17 protein-coding genes and 2 tRNA genes are annotated in these 16459 nt (G+C 46.9%); 10 read left to right on the top strand and 9 right to left on the bottom strand.

All coding sequences use genetic code 11. The annotated features are described in order from the left end of the window. The first annotated feature begins 57 nt into the window (after positions 1-57). From C2758_RS03525 to soxA, 6 genes are read left to right on the top strand one after another with little or no spacing between them, the layout of a single operon-like run. Positions 58-507, top strand: coding sequence for a (2Fe-2S)-binding protein (locus C2758_RS03525; RefSeq protein WP_215329618.1), 450 nt, complete (start codon positions 58-60; stop codon positions 505-507). Between the two features lie 9 nt (positions 508-516). After that, positions 517-2748, top strand: a complete 2232-nt coding sequence (locus C2758_RS03530; protein ID WP_215329619.1) for a molybdopterin cofactor-binding domain-containing protein — start codon at positions 517-519, stop codon at positions 2746-2748. 19 nt (positions 2749-2767) lie between these two features. Then, complete coding sequence (soxX, locus tag C2758_RS03535; protein WP_215329620.1) at positions 2768-3202, top strand: sulfur oxidation c-type cytochrome SoxX; 435 nt, start codon at positions 2768-2770, stop codon at positions 3200-3202. A 23-nt stretch (positions 3203-3225) separates the two neighbouring features. After that, on the top strand, positions 3226-3711 hold the full coding sequence (locus tag C2758_RS03540) for a SoxY-related AACIE arm protein (RefSeq protein WP_215329621.1): 486 nt from the start codon (positions 3226-3228) through the stop codon (positions 3709-3711). Beyond that, positions 3708-4037 (top strand): thiosulfate oxidation carrier complex protein SoxZ, encoded by a 330-nt coding sequence (locus C2758_RS03545; protein WP_215329622.1) that lies wholly within the window; start codon positions 3708-3710, stop codon positions 4035-4037. The genes C2758_RS03540 and C2758_RS03545 overlap by 4 nt, the downstream gene beginning before the upstream one ends. Beyond that, the gene (gene soxA / locus C2758_RS03550) at positions 4034-4819 is read left to right on the top strand and encodes a sulfur oxidation c-type cytochrome SoxA (RefSeq protein ID WP_251369250.1); all 786 of its coding nucleotides are present in this window, start codon (positions 4034-4036) and stop codon (positions 4817-4819) included. Before C2758_RS03545 ends, soxA begins: the two co-directional genes overlap by 4 nt. Positions 4820-4826: 7 nt before the next feature. Here the strand turns inward: soxA and purU are convergent, their stop codons facing one another. The 4 genes from purU to C2758_RS03570 form a co-directional block, all read right to left on the bottom strand. Then, positions 4827-5681: a formyltetrahydrofolate deformylase gene (gene purU, locus C2758_RS03555; protein ID WP_215329623.1), complete on the bottom strand. Its 855-nt coding sequence runs from the start codon at positions 5679-5681 to the stop codon at positions 4827-4829. Between the two features lie 48 nt (positions 5682-5729). Then, positions 5730-6035, bottom strand: a complete 306-nt coding sequence (locus C2758_RS03560) for a hypothetical protein (protein ID WP_215329624.1) — start codon at positions 6033-6035, stop codon at positions 5730-5732. A gap of 82 nt (positions 6036-6117) precedes the next feature. Next, on the bottom strand, positions 6118-6528 hold the full coding sequence (locus C2758_RS03565; protein WP_251369251.1) for a surface-adhesin E family protein: 411 nt from the start codon (positions 6526-6528) through the stop codon (positions 6118-6120). A gap of 78 nt (positions 6529-6606) precedes the next feature. Then, positions 6607-9072 carry a penicillin acylase family protein gene (locus C2758_RS03570; protein ID WP_215329625.1) on the bottom strand — a complete coding sequence of 822 codons (2466 nt, stop codon included), beginning with the start codon at positions 9070-9072 and terminating at the stop codon, positions 6607-6609. A gap of 133 nt (positions 9073-9205) precedes the next feature. Here C2758_RS03570 and C2758_RS03575 point away from each other — a divergent pair. Both C2758_RS03575 and C2758_RS03580 read left to right on the top strand, forming a co-directional pair. Next, positions 9206-9294: transfer RNA gene (locus tag C2758_RS03575), tRNA-Leu, on the top strand. Between the two features lie 144 nt (positions 9295-9438). After that, on the top strand, positions 9439-9756 hold the full coding sequence (locus C2758_RS03580; protein WP_215329626.1) for a hypothetical protein: 318 nt from the start codon (positions 9439-9441) through the stop codon (positions 9754-9756). Between the two features lie 2 nt (positions 9757-9758). On the opposite strand, the gene C2758_RS03585 is transcribed toward C2758_RS03580, so the two are convergent. Genes C2758_RS03585 through C2758_RS03605 form a run of 5 tightly spaced genes read right to left on the bottom strand, consistent with a single transcriptional unit; the run spans position 9759 to position 13951 of the window. Then, the gene (locus C2758_RS03585) at positions 9759-10172 is read right to left on the bottom strand and encodes a biopolymer transporter ExbD (RefSeq protein ID WP_215329627.1); all 414 of its coding nucleotides are present in this window, start codon (positions 10170-10172) and stop codon (positions 9759-9761) included. 2 nt (positions 10173-10174) lie between these two features. Next, complete coding sequence (locus C2758_RS03590) at positions 10175-10867, bottom strand: MotA/TolQ/ExbB proton channel family protein (RefSeq protein ID WP_215329628.1); 693 nt, start codon at positions 10865-10867, stop codon at positions 10175-10177. 4 nt (positions 10868-10871) lie between these two features. Beyond that, on the bottom strand, positions 10872-11567 hold the full coding sequence (locus C2758_RS03595) for an energy transducer TonB (RefSeq protein ID WP_215329629.1): 696 nt from the start codon (positions 11565-11567) through the stop codon (positions 10872-10874). After that, positions 11564-12370: a glutamate racemase gene (gene murI, locus C2758_RS03600; protein ID WP_215329630.1), complete on the bottom strand. Its 807-nt coding sequence runs from the start codon at positions 12368-12370 to the stop codon at positions 11564-11566. The genes C2758_RS03595 and murI overlap by 4 nt, the downstream gene beginning before the upstream one ends. Before the next feature lie 57 nt (positions 12371-12427). Next, positions 12428-13951: a fumarate hydratase gene (locus tag C2758_RS03605; RefSeq protein WP_215329631.1), complete on the bottom strand. Its 1524-nt coding sequence runs from the start codon at positions 13949-13951 to the stop codon at positions 12428-12430. Positions 13952-14117: 166 nt separating this feature from the next. Here C2758_RS03605 and acs point away from each other — a divergent pair, with 166 nt between their 5' ends. After that, positions 14118-16091 (top strand): acetate--CoA ligase, encoded by a 1974-nt coding sequence (acs, locus tag C2758_RS03610; protein ID WP_215329632.1) that lies wholly within the window; start codon positions 14118-14120, stop codon positions 16089-16091. Between the two features lie 61 nt (positions 16092-16152). Then, a tRNA-Ser gene (locus tag C2758_RS03615) sits at positions 16153-16243 on the top strand. The last annotated feature ends 216 nt before the right edge of the window (positions 16244-16459 follow it).

Below are 16459 nucleotides of genomic sequence, written 5' to 3' on the forward strand. Positions count from 1 at the left end.
GCAGGGTCTTTGGTAATTAGTAAGACTTCAAAAATAAATCAATTAAGGAGAGCACGCATGGCTGACTTAAACGTCAACGGTAAAAAGTACAAGGTGGATGTTGATCCAGAAACCCCGTTGTTGTGGGCGATCCGTGATCATGTTGGATTAACAGGTACTAAATATGGTTGCGGTGTAGGTCAGTGCGGGGCATGTACTGTCTTGTTTGATGGCCAAGCAATTCGGAGCTGTGCATTACCAGTGAGCGCAGCTGTAGGTAAAAAGATTGAAACCATTGAGGGCTTAGAAAAAAATGGGCAGCTCTCTAAAGTGCAAAAAGCTTGGGTTGATAACCAGGTGCCTCAATGTGGTTACTGCCAGTCAGGCATGGTGATGGCAACTACGGCCCTATTGCGCAATACCCCAAAACCGACTGATGCTCAGATTGATGCTGCCGTAACGAATATCTGCCGCTGCGGAACCTTCCAACAAGTGCGTGATGCTATTCATGCTGTGAGCAAGGCATAAGGAGCAATCATGACTAAAACTATTAATACAAACACTACCAACACTTCACGTCGCCACTTTATTGTTGGCTCAAGCGCTATTGCAACCGGATTAGCAATCGGCTTTGATTTCTCTTTCATCTCATCTGCGAATGCGGCGATGGGTTCCGGTACCACTGGCATGACTCCCTTATCTACATCCGAGATTGGTGTTTGGGTAGAGGTCAAGCCGAATGACGATATCGTAGTGCGAATCGTGCGCTCCGAGATGGGTCAAGGAACTATTACTGGTTTGGCACAAATGGTTGCTGAAGAGCTGGAATGTGATTGGAAAAAAATCTCTTACGACTATCCAACACCCGGTGAGAATCTCAAGCGTAACAAAGTATGGGGCAGCTACTCTACTGGCGGTAGTCGTGGTATCCGTACTTCTGAGCAATATGTTCGTAAAGGCGGTGCCGCAGCACGCATGATGTTGATTCAGGCTGCTGCAACCCAATGGGGCGTACCCGTCTCTGAATGCGTCGCTAAAAATAGCGTGATTACCCACACACCATCTGGCCGCAAAACGACTTTCGGTAAAGTTTCTGTAGCAGCCTCCAAGTTAGAAGTGCCCAAAGATGTCCCTTTAAAGGATCCTAAAGAGTGGACTGTCATTGGTAAGTCATTGAATCGTATTGACGGCACTGCTGACAAGGTAAACGGTAAGCAGATCTATGCAATTGACTTGAAGTTACCCGGTATGTTGGTAGCAACCATTCATGAGTCTCCAGTTTTTGGTGGCAAAGTGAAGAGCTATGACGCTAGCAAAGCCTCCAGCATGAAGGGAGTAAAGAAGGTGATTCAGGTAGGTGATTCTGCTGTAGCAGTGATTGCTGACACTTTCTGGCAAGCAAAGACCGGCCTAGACGCAGTCAATATAGTTTGGGATAACGGCGGCAATGGCGATGTCTCTAGTGCCTCTATTAAGAAGATGCTTGAGGGTGGCTTAACTGCTAATGAGACTTTTGTCGGTAATTCGAATGGCGATGCTAAAGAAGCAATCTCTAAAGCAACTAAAACGATCGAGGCAACCTATTTCTATCCATTCTTGAACCATGCAACTCTGGAGCCACAAACAGCAACAGCGAAGTGGACGGCAGATTCTTGCGAAGCTTGGGTTCCCACTCAAGATGGTGAAGCCTCTTTGGCTGCGGTAATCGCTGCTTCAGGCTTGCCTGCTGAAAAATGTAATGTCTATAAGGTAAATCTTGGCGGTGGTTTCGGTCGTCGCGGCGCCTTCCAGGATTACACAACACAAGCAGTCAACATTGCCAAGCAAATGCCAGGCACTCCAATCAAATTGATTTGGACTCGTGAAGAGGATATGACCCAAGGCCGTTATCACCCGGTAACGATGTGTAAAATGACGGCCGCCATTGATGATAAGAAAAATATCACTGGCTTGGATATGCGCATCTCCAGTCAATCCATTTTGGCTTCTGTGCGTCCAGCGGTAGTTGCTGCCAACAAAGGTAAGGATCCAGTGGTGTTCCAAGGACTAGACGCTGCGGGTGAGCATGGTATTACTTACAGCTTCCAGAATTTGATGATTGACCACGCTATGCGTAACACGCATGTGCCGCCAGGTTTTTGGCGCGGCGTGAACGTTAATCAAAATGCAATCTTCCTCGAAACCTTTATGGATGAGATGGCTGAAGCTACTGGTGTGGATGCAGTCGAGTTCCGTCGCAAGCACATGGAGAAGTTTCCGCGTGCAGTAGCTGTTCTCAATGCAGTAGCAGATGGTATTGGTTGGACTAAGCCTGCTAAGCCAGGTGTATTCCGTGGCGTTGCCCAGATGCGTTCTTTTGGTAGTTATGTCGCTGCTGCTTGTGAGCTCACAGTGACTAACGGCAATGAGGTCGAGATTCTCCGAATGGTGGCTGCAACTGATCCGGGCTATGCGGTCAATCCAGCACAAATAGCCCGTCAGGTATCCGGCTCCTTTGTTTATGGCTTATCTGCACTCTTCGAAGAAGAAATCACGATTGAGAAGGGCGCAGTTGTACAGAAGAATTTTGATACCTTTAACTCTATTCGTCTGTCACAGATGCCACCGGTAGAGACCATCATTATTCAGGGTGGTGGCAAAGAGTGGGGAGGTGTTGGTGAGCCCACGATTGCAGTCGCGGCACCAGCAGTGCTTAATGCGATTTACCGTGCAACAGGCAAGCGCTTGCGTACGGTTCCATTGAAGAACAGTGGTTTTAAGTTGGTGTAATGGCTATGGGCAAACAGGAATGAGACGAACGCTAGTAGTTTTATTGCTAGGGACCTCGACTCTTTTCCTGCCTTGCTTAGCGCAGTCTCAAACTTGGACAGGGGATTCGATTGTGAGTCCCCTGACTTCTTCTCCAGGTGATGTTATGAAAGGGCGTGCGATTGTAGCTAGCCGTCAAGTCGGTTTATGTTTGTTGTGTCATAGTGGGCCATTTCCGGAAGAACGCTTTCAGGGTAATCTAGCGCCAGACTTGCTTGCTAGTGTGGGCCAATCCACTCCAGCTCAATTACGGGCTCGATTAGTTGATCCGGGCCGCTTGAATCCATCCAGTGTCATGCCGGCGTACTATCGCACTACTGGGCTGAGTCGTGTGGCTCCCAAGTTTGTCGATCAGACTATTCTTACTGGCCAGGAGATAGAAGATGTTGTGGCTTTTTTAGTAAGCCTTCAATAAGCAACTGAAATCACGAAATCAATATGACTAAATTCAATCCGAGTTCAAATCCCATCAAACTGAGTCGGCGTATGTATTTGTCTGCGCTGGGTCTTTTAGGTCTATCCAGTTGGATGACTTCGAGTTTGACTATGGCTAAACAGCCAGAGGCAATGGAGGCGATCGCAAAAATTGCCGGCTCGAACAGGATTCGTGATGGCCGAGTGAACTTGGTAATTCCGCCTTTGGTGGAGAGTGGCAACTTGGTGGTTCTCAAGCTATCCATAGACAGTCCGATGACTGCAAATGACTACGTTAAGGCAGTGCATGTAATCTCTGAGGCCAATCCATCCCCCAATATGTTTACTGCTTATTTCTCGCCCCGCTCCGGTCGCGCTGAGTTAACTACTCGTGTGCGCTTGGCAGACTCACAGCGAGTATGGGCTATCGCGCAAATGAGTGATGGTAGCTTTTTCCGAGGGTATGCCGACACGCTAGTCACTCTTTCAGCCTGTACGGAGATGATATGAGCAAGACTTCCCGCACGGGTATCACGATGCCAGCCCAGGCAAAAAAAGGTGCCATGATTGAAATTCGGGCAATCGCCCAACACGACATGGAGACGGGCTATCGATACACTGAAGATGGTAAACGAATCCCACGTGACATTATTCAACTCTTTACTTGTCAATATAACGGCGAGGAAGTATTCAGAGCCGATTTTTATCCAGGTACCGGTGCAAACCCCCTCATCATTTTCACTACAGTAGCAGTGGCCTCTGGCACGCTTGTGTTCAAGTGGGCGGGGGATGGTGGCTATGAGGCAGTTAATCAAGCACAAATTACTGTTTCGTGAGCCTGTTTGTTTTCTGCCTTCGTGTATTACCGCTATTAGTCTTTCTGCTTGGGCTTAATTCCAGTCAAGCACTTGAAACTCCAAAAGATACTCGGCAATCAAGCTATCACCTGATGACGCCCGAGAATCGGGCAATGCAAGATGATGCCAATCTCAACCCCGCTTTATTTTGGGTAATGGATGGTCACAGCCTCTGGAAAGAAAAGACCGGAAACAAGAATGTATCTTGTGCATCTTGTCATGGTGATAGCGGTCAAAAGATGACTGGTGTAGCAACCCAATTTCCGAAGATGCAAAAAGGAAAGTTGCAGACCTTGGAGGGGCAAATTAATCAATGTCGTACATCACGGCAAGAAGCCTCGACACTCGCTTATGAGAGTAAAGAGCTCCTAGCTTTAACGACATTTGTAGCAACTCAATCCAAGGGTTTACCAATCGCTGTTCAAGAAACGCCTCAGAACAAAAAAGATCTACAACAAGGCCGTCAGTTCTTTAATGAAAGAATTGGTCAACTCAATTTATCTTGTGCCCAATGTCATCAAGATCGCGCTGGTTTGAAATTAGGGGGAAGCCTCATTCCCCAGGGGCACCCAACTGCCTACCCAATTTACCGAATTGAATGGCAGACCATGGGGTCTTTACAAAGACGTTTGCGTAACTGTATGAGTGGGGTGCGCGCTCAGCAGTTTGAGTATGGCTCACAAGAGATGGCTCAATTAGAGTTATTTCTGATGTGGCGAGCCAGAGGCATGCCCCTTGAAACTCCAGGGGTTCGGCCTTAAGTAGGGATTAGTCTGAAAAGACTACTGAAGTCGCACCGTTAATTAAGACACGGTCATGTAAGTAGTAACGCAGGGCGCGTGAGAGTACAGTGCGCTCCAAATCTCTGCCCTTACGAACTAAGTCTTCGGGCGTATCGCCATGGGTAACACGAGTGACATCTTGCTCGATAATTGGACCTTCGTCTAAATCACTCGTAACAAAGTGTGCGGTAGCCCCAATCAACTTAATGCCGCGAGCATGAGCTTGATGGTAAGGCTTCGCTCCTTTAAAGCTTGGCAAGAACGAGTGGTGAACATTGATGCAGCGTCCAGATAACTTGGTGGATAAATCATCCGACAGAATTTGCATATAGCGCGCCAAAATAACCATATCGACTTTTGCATCAGCAACAATCTCAAGCAGTTTGGCTTCTTGGGCTGACTTCGTATCTGGCGTAACTGGTAAGTAATAAAACGGAATATCCGCAAAATCGATGCTAGAGTAAACCTCACGCGGATGATTAGAAACAATGCCACTAATAATCATCGGCAGCTCACCAATACGCCAGCGATAGAGAAGATCTACTAAGCAATGATCGAGCTTGGATGCCATGATCAGCACGCGCTTCAAATCTTTGACAGCACGCAAGTCCCAGGTGAGGTCAAAGCGCTTAGCGATTTCTACAAAGCCAGCTTTAAGGGATTTACTGTCAGCGCCACCGCTAAAGCTTACCCGCATGAAGAAGCGTTTAGAGGCTTTGTCGTCAAATTGCTGGGCTTCCTCAATATCACCACCCAATTCAAAGATGTAGGTTGAAACAGCTGCAACAATGCCTGGTCTATTAGGGCAGGTCAGTGTGAGGTAATAATTTTCTGTAGTCATAGCTTTAAATAAGAGAAGGATTACTTGTGAGACGCAATTTTAGACTGCTTATTTGGCAGTGGGCACTCTGTCTGCTGGTCCCAGATAGGATTCGCTCATATCTTTAATTTTGGGAATGGGAATATCCGAGCAAATCGGCTTTGGCCCTAAGGCATTCAGAAAATTACAATCTTGCTTGGTTGCTGCGGAGGCGGCATGTTCTAGAGGAGATTTACCAGTCGTCACAGTGGAGATGGCGCTAGCTGCAGTCGAAGGGTTGGCTACCGCTGCCGATACTGCTACTGAGCCTACAGAGCTTGCAGCTGTGGTGGCAGATCCCCCTAAAGCTAGTAATGGCGCTGCACAACCGCCCAAATTAAAGCAGAGAACTATACTTCCAAAAACAGACCAAACCCATCGGGCTAGTCTGTTTTGAGGAGTATTCAAAATGGAATGTTTATTTACGCTGGCAAACAACGTTGAAAACTCCAGCAGCCCAAGACTCACTTACCACGGGCTCAAATTCACTATTGGGAGTTTTGTTATCTGAAACTACCTTGCCGCCACCTTTATTGCCAGCGAACTCTTTGTATTCGATTGGGCGATAGCTAATTGCAGGGCAGTTATATTCGTTGATGCCGATGATGGAGCTAACAGCTTGTTTAGTTTTTGGATTAACACCAGGCTTCTTCAAGTCGAGCATCGACATGATTTGCGCTTTTTCACCTGCTGCGCTTACTGTATCCAGATCAACATATACCACCATCATTTCATTTGACCCTAATTCTTTCCACTCAGCAAAGCTGCTGGTGAAAGGCAACAAGGAGAAGGCAGTAAAAATAGTGAGTGCGTATATTTTTTTCATCATATTTGGCGTTGTCGCATTGTTATTAAAGTAAATTCAGTCTCAGTCGGAGGCTTCGTAACTATTCTAAACTCCCCCAGCTTATTTCTCCTTAATAGCCAAATCTAGTTGACGTCCGACCTTTTGGGGTTTCATTTGCAGGGGTAAATATTCATTTCGAGCCCACAGCGCACTCATATTGCGGTAAAGCTTGCTCTGTACCCAGCCAGACTGTCCAGATTGATAAATAAAGAGGGATTGCTCTAGATCCGATAAGTCATAAACTGTCCGCAGGCTTGGCGCCTGCTTAGTTTCAAAAGGATTGTCAGCTCTCAGTAGTTCAAGGTTACCCACATTGATGCTAAAGCTATCGCCAGGAAAAGGTTGCGTCAAATTAAAGAGACTTCCCAGGAATGGCACCTTGCTCAATGGACGATGCTCTGAAACTGCGATGTGTGCATTCCCCCAAACCCAATTTTTAGGGTTGTTGCCAAATTGCGTACTCAGTTGTTCAAGCGCTTTATTGAAGGCGGCATTTGAAGTATCAACACAACTTTCTATTTGCTCGGTTGAGGGGTCATTGCACCAAGGGCTATTAGGATTTTGTAATTGCAGAATCAGAGCCTGTCTAAAGCTGCGTATGCCGTAATTCTCGGTGAACAAATACCCTAAGCGCGAGAAGAGCATGCGTGAGAGTTGATCAGCCCAAGCATTAAATATGAGTACACCAGCACTATCAATTTTCATATCCCCATCAAAGTTCTTGCTGAGCTCAATTGCTTGTTGGGCTAGCGGATGTGTTGATTGCGCTGATTTAAATAATTCTAATAATGGTGTGGCACCCAAAGATAGAGTGTCTGCTTGCATTGCTTTCATGGAAGCGAAGTCGTGTGTTGATCTGCCCTTAATGAGCTCCACAATTCTGTCGTAGCGGGTCGGCAATTCCCAGTCGCCGGTCAGCGGATTAGGATCATTATTAGCAATTATTTTTTGGTTAGCTGTAGCAATCCAATTTGAGTCAGGATTATTGCTATTAGGTAGCTGTTCAAAAGGGACGTATCCAGTCCAGTCATATTGCTTCTCCCAGCCTAAGGCTGGTGCCACTCCATACAGTCCTTGATGCAAGGTGCGCTTGGGTGCAACACCGGCCGCCTGATAGGAAATATTTCCATCGACATCTGCCATCACCACGTTTTGCATTGGCGCATAGTTTTTGCGTAGTGCCTGCTTAAATGTCTCTAAATCTTTGGCGTGATTCATATCCAGCAAGCCAGCTACAGATTGATTTTCAACATCTAAGGCAGTCCAGCGTAAAGCTAAAACAAAGCGATCGGTATCGATCACCCGCTTGGCCCGTGCATACGATTCAGAAATCACTGGGCCGTGCCGTGTTTCTTTGACCAAGAAGCGTAGTGGAGGCTCGCCTTTGATATCGACTATTTCCTGGCGAACTTTAAAAGCTAGTGGGCCCTCGGGTCCTCGATACACTCCAGGATTTTTCGGATCAAGCTCCTCAATATATAAATCCTGAACATCAGGGCCGGTATTCGTAAAGCTCCAGGCAAACTTATCAGTCCTACCCAATACCACTCCTGGAATACCAGGGAGGGTCGCACCAATGACATTGAGGCCTGGCGCATCTAAGTGGGCCATATACCAAATCGCTGGCGCTGATAGGCCTAGATGCGGGTCGTTTGCCAGCAAGGGCTTGCCTGAGGCCGTCAGTTTCCCACTAAGTGCCCAGTTATTCGATCCAATGCCCTCCTTGCCGCCCAGAACCTCATTGATAGCTAATTCAGTTGCAGGTAGTTTCTTTGACTTTTGATCTCTTGTGAGTGGATTGGGATTAAAAACATTGATATCCCGATATATTTTTGCAAAGTCAACATTACTCACAGGCTCACTAGGTGTGTAAGCCGGCATCACCTCCCATACTTGCTTGGTAGTTAAAAACTGGGAGAGTTCAAGTCGTTGCAATTCTTTTTGCCAGTTACCGCCAAGGTCGAGCGCCATCATTAGCATCCATGCCACGCTATCGGTAGGGGACCAATGCCCTGGTTTAGATCCAGTTAAAAAGTATTCAACTGGAAGGGCCCAGCCTAAGTGGGCATTACCAGCATTAACGCCATCCGCATAAGACTGAAGTAATCGCTTGGTAGTAATAGGGTAGTGATCAAACTGTTTTTCTGCAGCGTGCTTAATGCCCAGTGTCCGAATAAAGCGATCGATTCCGACAGTTTCTTTCCCGAGGATTTCAGAGAGTCGCCCACTGGCTAGTCGACGGTTAATTTCCATTTGCCAAGAGCGTTCACTGGCATGTAAATAACCCAATGCAAAAAGCGCATCCGTAGAGCTTTTTGCTTGAATATGGGGAATGTCACTCTCATCAAAGGTAATCGAAACAGAATCCCCGAGAGACTTAATGATCCGCCTGCCAGAAGGATTAGTTTGAGCTGAGATGAGGTAGACTGTTCCAGCGGCGATGATAAAGACTAGGGCTGCAGAGCCAAGCCAAAAGATACCTTTGAGGGCTGATTTCAGGCCTGAGCGTTGCGTGGGTATTTTCATGGGAATAGTTTAGTGGGTTTGCTTGAACTAGACCCCAGACTTGATGAAAGCAGGCTTCCTGCCTCCGATAGGGATCGCATGCTAAAATTTTAATTGTCTTGTTTTATTTAGTGCGGCTTTATTGCTCGTGCGAGCCCGAGTGGTGAAATCGGTAGACACAGCAGATTTAAAATCTGCCGACTCAAAAAAGTCGTGCCGGTTCGATTCCGGCCTCGGGCACCAATCGATTGATTTCAGGCATCCTTGAAATATCTTTACCTTCTCCCCTTTCTTTTGTGTGCCGCCCCCAGTTTGGCCGCAGACCCCCTAGTTTTTGCTTGCGAGCGTTCGGAAAAGAATTACACCGAAACTTATCAGCTCAAAGTCATGGCTGCCTCAAAAAGTCAGAAGGCTAAAGTCTTCATCGATGATCGAGATTTAGATCGGGCTAGCGAGTTGGGTCAGCAAACCATTAGGGGTGTTCTTGTTTCTGAGTTCACGATCCTTATTTCAATGGAAGCACAATTTCCCCCGGAAAATTTTGATGGTGTTCAGTATGGCGCAGGCTCTGTAATTACGATGATTGCGATTAATCGCTCAACGGGACAGATGAGAAAGGTGGAGACAGTAAAAGGTGGAATACTTTCGGCAACCCTCGGTGAGGGTAGGAAGTCGTATCAAGAGCAATGTACTGCTGCTAATTAGTCTTAATTAGGTTCAGTCACAAATCCAAGCTTTGTTAAGCCAGCGCGTCGGGATGCGGCTAATACTTGAGCAACATATTCATACTTCACCGACTTATCGGCGCGTAAATTGATTTCTGGTTGCGGTTCCTTCTGAGCAGCTTTTTCTGCATAGCCATCAAAAGTTTTTAAATCAATTAGTGTGCTGTTCCAGAATATTTGACCCTGCGCATCAATCGAGAGTTGAACTGACTCTGGTTTGACTTCATTGCGCACGCTATTGGCTTTAGGCAGCTCTACCTTCACCGCCTGCTGAATGACTGGCAGAGTAATGATGAAGATGATGAGGAGCACCAACATGACATCCACCATCGGAGTCATATTGATTTCGGCCATGATGCCGCTTTCTTCTTGGTCGTTCTGAAGATTAAAAGACATATTTATTCTCCAGACTTCACGCGGGCGCCAGTGACAAAGTAAGCGAGGAGGTCATTGCCAAAGCGATTCAGATCAGCAAGCAATAATTTATTGGCACGATTAATTGCGTTAAAGCCTAATACCGCTGGAATCGCTACAGCCAAGCCTAAAGCGGTCATGATGAGTGCTTCGCCAATAGGGCCAGCAACCTGATCAATTTGCGCACTACCAGAGCTGCTGATGGCGATCAAAGCATGGTAGATACCCCACACCGTTCCAAACAGGCCAATAAATGGTGCGGTTGCACCGGTTGAGCCAAGGAAAGTAAGTCCTTTTTGGAGTTGGGCCGCAACACCATCAATACTGTTCTTCAGACTTCTTGCCATCCATTCAGAGTAGTTCAGTGTTTGCAGAAGTTCACGATGATTAGTCGATTGACTCTGGTGGTGAGTAGAGGCTCCACTGGCAGCCTTAGCAATTTGATAGTAAGGATTGCTTGCATGGCTAGTAAATGCATTCAGACCTTGGTCATAGGAAGTGGCGCGCCAAAACTGATCGAGCTCAGGCTGGAGTTTACGTAAATTACGCAAATCCCAAAAACGAGAGAGCAAAATTACCCAGGTCACAATAGAGCAGATCAGAAGTGCGATTGCCACAAAGCGGGTCACTGCATCGCCCTCGAGCCATAAATTTGCTAAGCCAAATGGTGTGTTCATAATATTAATTCTTTAAATTAAATTTAATTAAAAGGTTGGTAGAAATTCTCTGGGGCGAACCATTTACCAAAAATGGTTTAAAGCGATAACGACGACCAATCTCTGTTGCAGCTCTATCTAATCTTGGAAATGAGCTGGAACGCAATAAGGCAACATCCTCAACATTACCTGCTTCATCAATAATCAGTCTCACAACTACCTCTCCCTGCTCCCCAGATCTTTTGGAGAAAGAAGGGTAGTAAGCGTCAGCATCTGGTTGATATACGACGACTAGTTTACCAATGTCAGTCTGAATCGGTGTGCCACTGGATCCAGAGGTGGTGGCTGGTGCAACCGTAGCATTAGGAGCCTGGGTTTCACTTTTGGATTGCTGGGGTGTTGGCGGGGTGGAAGCCTGTTGTTGAGTTTGTGGCGGTGTTAGTGCCTGCGTGGATTTTTCATCCACCGTTTTCTTCTTTTGTTCTTGCTTAGGTTTTGGTGGGGGCGCAGCTGGAGTGGCTTGAGGCTGCTTGGCTGCCTCAGGACTTACTAGATTGGCCATTACTCGCGCATCATCTTGATTGTTATCGTTATCCGGCTTCATCCCACTCTGAAAGCCAATCAAAAACAATAAATGCAAGGCAATAACAATGCTAATGATGATACGTTCGGTCTTATCGAATGGTAGATAGCCATTCATTCGATTTAAAAAAGTGCTCATGTGAAAGAGCTCACTAATTGAGATGTAATGCTGTGCTTAGCCAGATCTGATTGCATGAGCTCGTGGGCCATATGATGCAAGTTCTGCGCATCTTTACTGCTAATGAATTTGATAGCGCCATATTCACCATCATCTAACTGCATGCCCTGTGACTCTAGTTTTCGTTTGAGTTGGCGTACGACTGCCTCACTAGTATCAATGAGGTTAATGGAATCCCCCAATAATTTACGTATGGCTTTTCGCAAGAAGGGGTAGTGTGTGCATCCCAGAACCAGGGTATCTGCTCCCGCTTCCTGAATGGGCTCTAGATGTTCGGCTAGTAGCTCTAGAGTTTGCTCGCTATGAGCTTGGCCCGCTTCAATCAGAGGAACTAAGCCAGCACCCGCCTGTTTAACAAACTGACAATTTGGCAGAGTGGCCAGTAGAGCACTAAATTTATCACTCTTGAGTGTAGCCTCGGTTGCGAGTACCCCAACAATGCCATTGCTAGACTGCATTGCTGCAGGCTTGATACCAGGTTCTACGCCGATGATTGGAATACTGCTGAGCTCATCACGAATATCTGCAATGGCTTCGGCGGTGGCAGTGTTACACGCAACCATAATGGCATCACAACTTTGCGCTGCTAAGTATTGGCATAGCTCCATACTCCGCGAAGCTATCCACTCGCTAGACTTCTCTCCATAAGGAGCATGAATGGAGTCAGCTAAGTAGATGAAGTCATGCGCGGGAAGCTGGCGCAGAGCCTCATCCAAAATGGATAAGCCTCCAACGCCAGAATCAAAAACTCCGATGAGTGCCAAGTCAGGTCGCTTAACTAAGGGCGGTTAGTTTGATGAATAAATGAGGCACTAATTGACTCAAGCAATCACAACTGGAATGCCGGCAATCTTTGCTTGCCATTCTTTGGGGCCTGTCTCATGCATAGAGATCCCGGCAGAACTGACTGCTACTGTTACTGGCATGTCTTTGACATCAAACTCATAAATTGCTTCCATGCCGAGGTCAGCAAAGCCGACTACCTTCGCTGTCTGAATGGCTTTAGAAACCAAGTAAGCAGCACCACCAACGGCCATCAAATAAGCGGACTTATGCTTTTTGATCGCTTCAATTGCGATAGGGCCACGTTCTGCTTTACCAATCATGGAGATCAAGCCAGTTTGAGCCAGCATCATCTCGGTGAACTTGTCCATGCGAGTTGAGGTTGTTGGGCCTGCCGGACCCACTGCTTCATTGCCTACTGGATCTACTGGGCCAACGTAATAAATCACACGGTTTTTAAAGCTTACTGGTAATTCTTCACCTTTAGCCAGCATGTCGGCAATGCGCTTATGTGCTGCATCACGACCAGTCAAAATTTTGCCGTTCAGGAGCAGTGTTTCGCCTTCTTTCCAGCCGGCTACTTCTTCAGCGGTCAAAGCATCCAAGTTCACACGCTTTGATTTTTTAGTGTCCGGAGTCCAAGTGACGTCTGGCCAATCGGACAATGAAGGCGCCTCTAATTTAGCGGGGCCGTCACCATGTAAATGAAAGTGAATGTGGCGGGTAGCGGCGCAGTTCGGAATCATTGCCACCGGCAGTGAAGCTGCATGGGTTGGGTAGTCCATGATTTTGATATCAAGAACGGTAGTAAGACCACCTAAACCTTGGGCACCAATACCAAGCTTGTTTACTTTATCGAAAATCTCTAAACGGAGTTCCTCGACACGATTTTTTGGCCCGCGAGCAATGAGCTCTTGAATATCTACTGGGCCCATCAAGGACTCTTTAGCCATCAACATCGCTTTCTCTGGGGTTCCGCCAATACCGATACCTAGGATGCCGGGAGGGCACCAGCCAGCACCCATCGTCGGGACAGTTTTAACTACCCAGTCAACGATCGAATCCGAGGGATTGAGCATGACCATCTTGGCCTTGTTCTCAGAGCCGCCACCTTTGGCCGCGCAAATGACTTCAACATCATCGCCTGGGACGATTTCATAATGAATAACAGCAGGTGTGTTGTCGCCTGTGTTTTTGCGTTTACCTGCTGGATCAGTCAGAACGGATGCGCGTAGTGGGTTGTCTGGGTTCATGTAAGCGCGACGAACACCTTCGTTCACCATCTCAGTAACGCTCATGGTGGCATCGCCCCATTGGACATTCATACCAATTTTGAGAAAAACGACTGCAATGCCAGTGTCCTGACACATGGGGCGGTGACCTTCTGCGCACATCCGGCTATTGGTCAAAATCTGCGCAATCGCATCCTTCGCTGCGGCACCTTGCTCAAGCTCATAAGCCTTGCCCAGAGCGGAGATAAAATCTTTTGGGTGGTAGTAAGAGATGAATTGGAATGCATCTGCCACGCTCTGAATGAGGTCGTTTTGTTTGATATTTGTCATGGTTTTAGGCTTAATTATGTAAGGTTTAATCTATTTTAAGGGTTTGCCATAGAGCAAATCTAGCGTGTTTTCACTTATCTTATTAGCTCTTGGGATGCGTTTCCCTAACTCTGCACTATTTTTGCAGAAAAAGACGACTGATTATTGAATAGAAGGGCTGTGAAGCATGGAACCATTGATGCAAGAAAACCGCGTATTTAATCCACCTGCAGACTTTATCAAGTCCGCCACTATTTCTGGAATGGATGCTTACAACAAGCTCTGTGCCGAAGCTAACAATGATTATGACGGTTTCTGGAGTCGCCTTGCTAAAGAAAATGTCTTCTGGAAAAAGCCCTTTACTAAAGTTCTTGATGAATCCAAAGCACCTTTCTACAAGTGGTTTGAAGATGGCACTACCAATGCCTCCCATAACTGTTTAGATCGCCAAGTTGAAAATGGTCTTGGCAATAAGACCGCAATTATTTTTGAAGCAGATGATGGCTCGGTAACTAACGTTACTTATCAAGAGTTGCTTGAGCATGTTTGCAAAATGGCAAATGCACTTCGCAAAATGGGTATTAAGTCTGGTGATCGCGTCATCATTTACATGGCGATGACTATCGAAGGCGTTGTTGCCATGCAAGCTTGTGCTCGTATCGGTGCAATTCACTCTGTTGTGTTTGGCGGATTTTCTGCTCAAGCGCTACGCGATCGAATCATTGACGTTGGTGCCGTGGCCGTGATTACTGCAGACGGACAGTTCCGCGGCGGCAAATCATTGCCTTTGAAGGCGATTTGTGACGAGGCCCTGTCGACTGGCGAATGTCCTAATGTCAAACATGTGATCGTAAACAAGCGCACCGGCAATGATGTCACCATGACAGCGGGTCGTGATGTTTGGATGCAAGAAATCGTTGCCAATGAATCTTCGACTTGCGAGCCAGAGTGGGTTAGTGCTGAGCACCCACTATTTATTTTGTATACATCTGGTTCAACCGGCAAGCCTAAGGGTGTTCAGCACTCAACAGGCGGCTACCTCCTGTGGGCAATTCTTACAATGAAGTGGACTTTTGACATTAAGCCAAATGATGTCTTCTGGTGTACTGCTGATATCGGCTGGGTAACAGGCCACTCCTACATTACTTATGGCCCACTCGCAGTGGGTGCGACTGAGATTGTGTTTGAAGGTGTTCCAACTTACCCTAGCGCGGGTCGTTTCTGGGACATGATCCAAAAACACAAAGCGACGATTTTCTACACCGCGCCAACAGCGATTCGCTCATTGATCAAGGCCTCAAGCAATGACCCAGCAGTGCATCCAAAGAGTTATGACTTATCTTCATTACGTCTCTTGGGTTCAGTCGGTGAGCCGATTAATCCAGAGGCCTGGATGTGGTACTACGAGAACGTAGGCGGTTCACGTTGCCCAATCGCGGATACCTTCTGGCAAACCGAAACTGGTGGCCATATGATTTCACCATTACCTGGTGCAACTCCCATGATTCCAGGATCATGCACATTGCCATTGCCAGGTATTCAGGCAGCGATTGTGGATGAGGCAGGCGCAGATGTTCCAAATGGTCATGGCGGTATTTTGGTTGTGAAGCGTCCGTGGCCCTCCATGATTCGTACGATCTGGGGTGATCCCGATCGCTTCGTGAAGTCTTATTTTCCAGAAGAGTTGGGTGGTACTTTGTATCTGGCAGGTGACGGTGCAATCCGTAATAAGGATACTGGCTACTTCACGATTACGGGCCGTATCGATGACGTATTGAATGTATCTGGTCATCGCATGGGCACGATGGAAATCGAATCTTGCTTAGTCGCCAATCCCTTGGTTGCTGAAGCTGCAGTAGTAGGTCGTCCTGATGAGTTGACTGGTGAAGCCATTTGCGTATTCGTAGTTCTGAAGGGCGGACGCCCAACGGGCGATGAAGCGAAGAAGATTGCCACTGACTTACGGAACTGGGTAGGTAAGGAGATCGGTCCGATCGCTAAACCAAAGGATGTTCGTTTTGGTGATAACTTACCTAAAACACGTTCAGGCAAGATCATGCGTCGCCTACTTCGTGTCATAGCCAAAGGTGAAGAGATTACTCAAGACACTTCAACCCTTGAAAATCCAGCAATTTTGGATCAGCTTAAAGAGTCTGTTTAGGTAGCTTATTGCCCTTTTAGAGGCAAACCCTTCTGGCAAACGTATAATCAACGGCTTGTACGGAAGGGTGGATGAGCGGTTTAAGTCACACGCCTGGAAAGCGTGCGTAGGTTAATAGCCTACCGCGGGTTCGAATCCCGCCTCTTCCGCCAGTAGTTCGAAACCACCTTTGGGTGGTTTTTTCTTTTCCTTTCCTTGATTTTTGCCCCAAATCACCATCTCAAGGTAAATTATTTAGTTCCTCAACCCCCTGTTTTTAATCAAAAAAAGGGGTTTTTAACGTTTCTGTTGCATTGCCGCAAATAAATCTTGCACTGCAATAAAAAACTTCTTAGAATGGTGCATTGCAATACATTTATCAATTTTAT

The organism is Polynucleobacter sp. AP-Sving-400A-A2 (assembly GCF_018688155.1).
Lineage (GTDB): Bacteria > Pseudomonadota > Gammaproteobacteria > Burkholderiales > Burkholderiaceae > Polynucleobacter.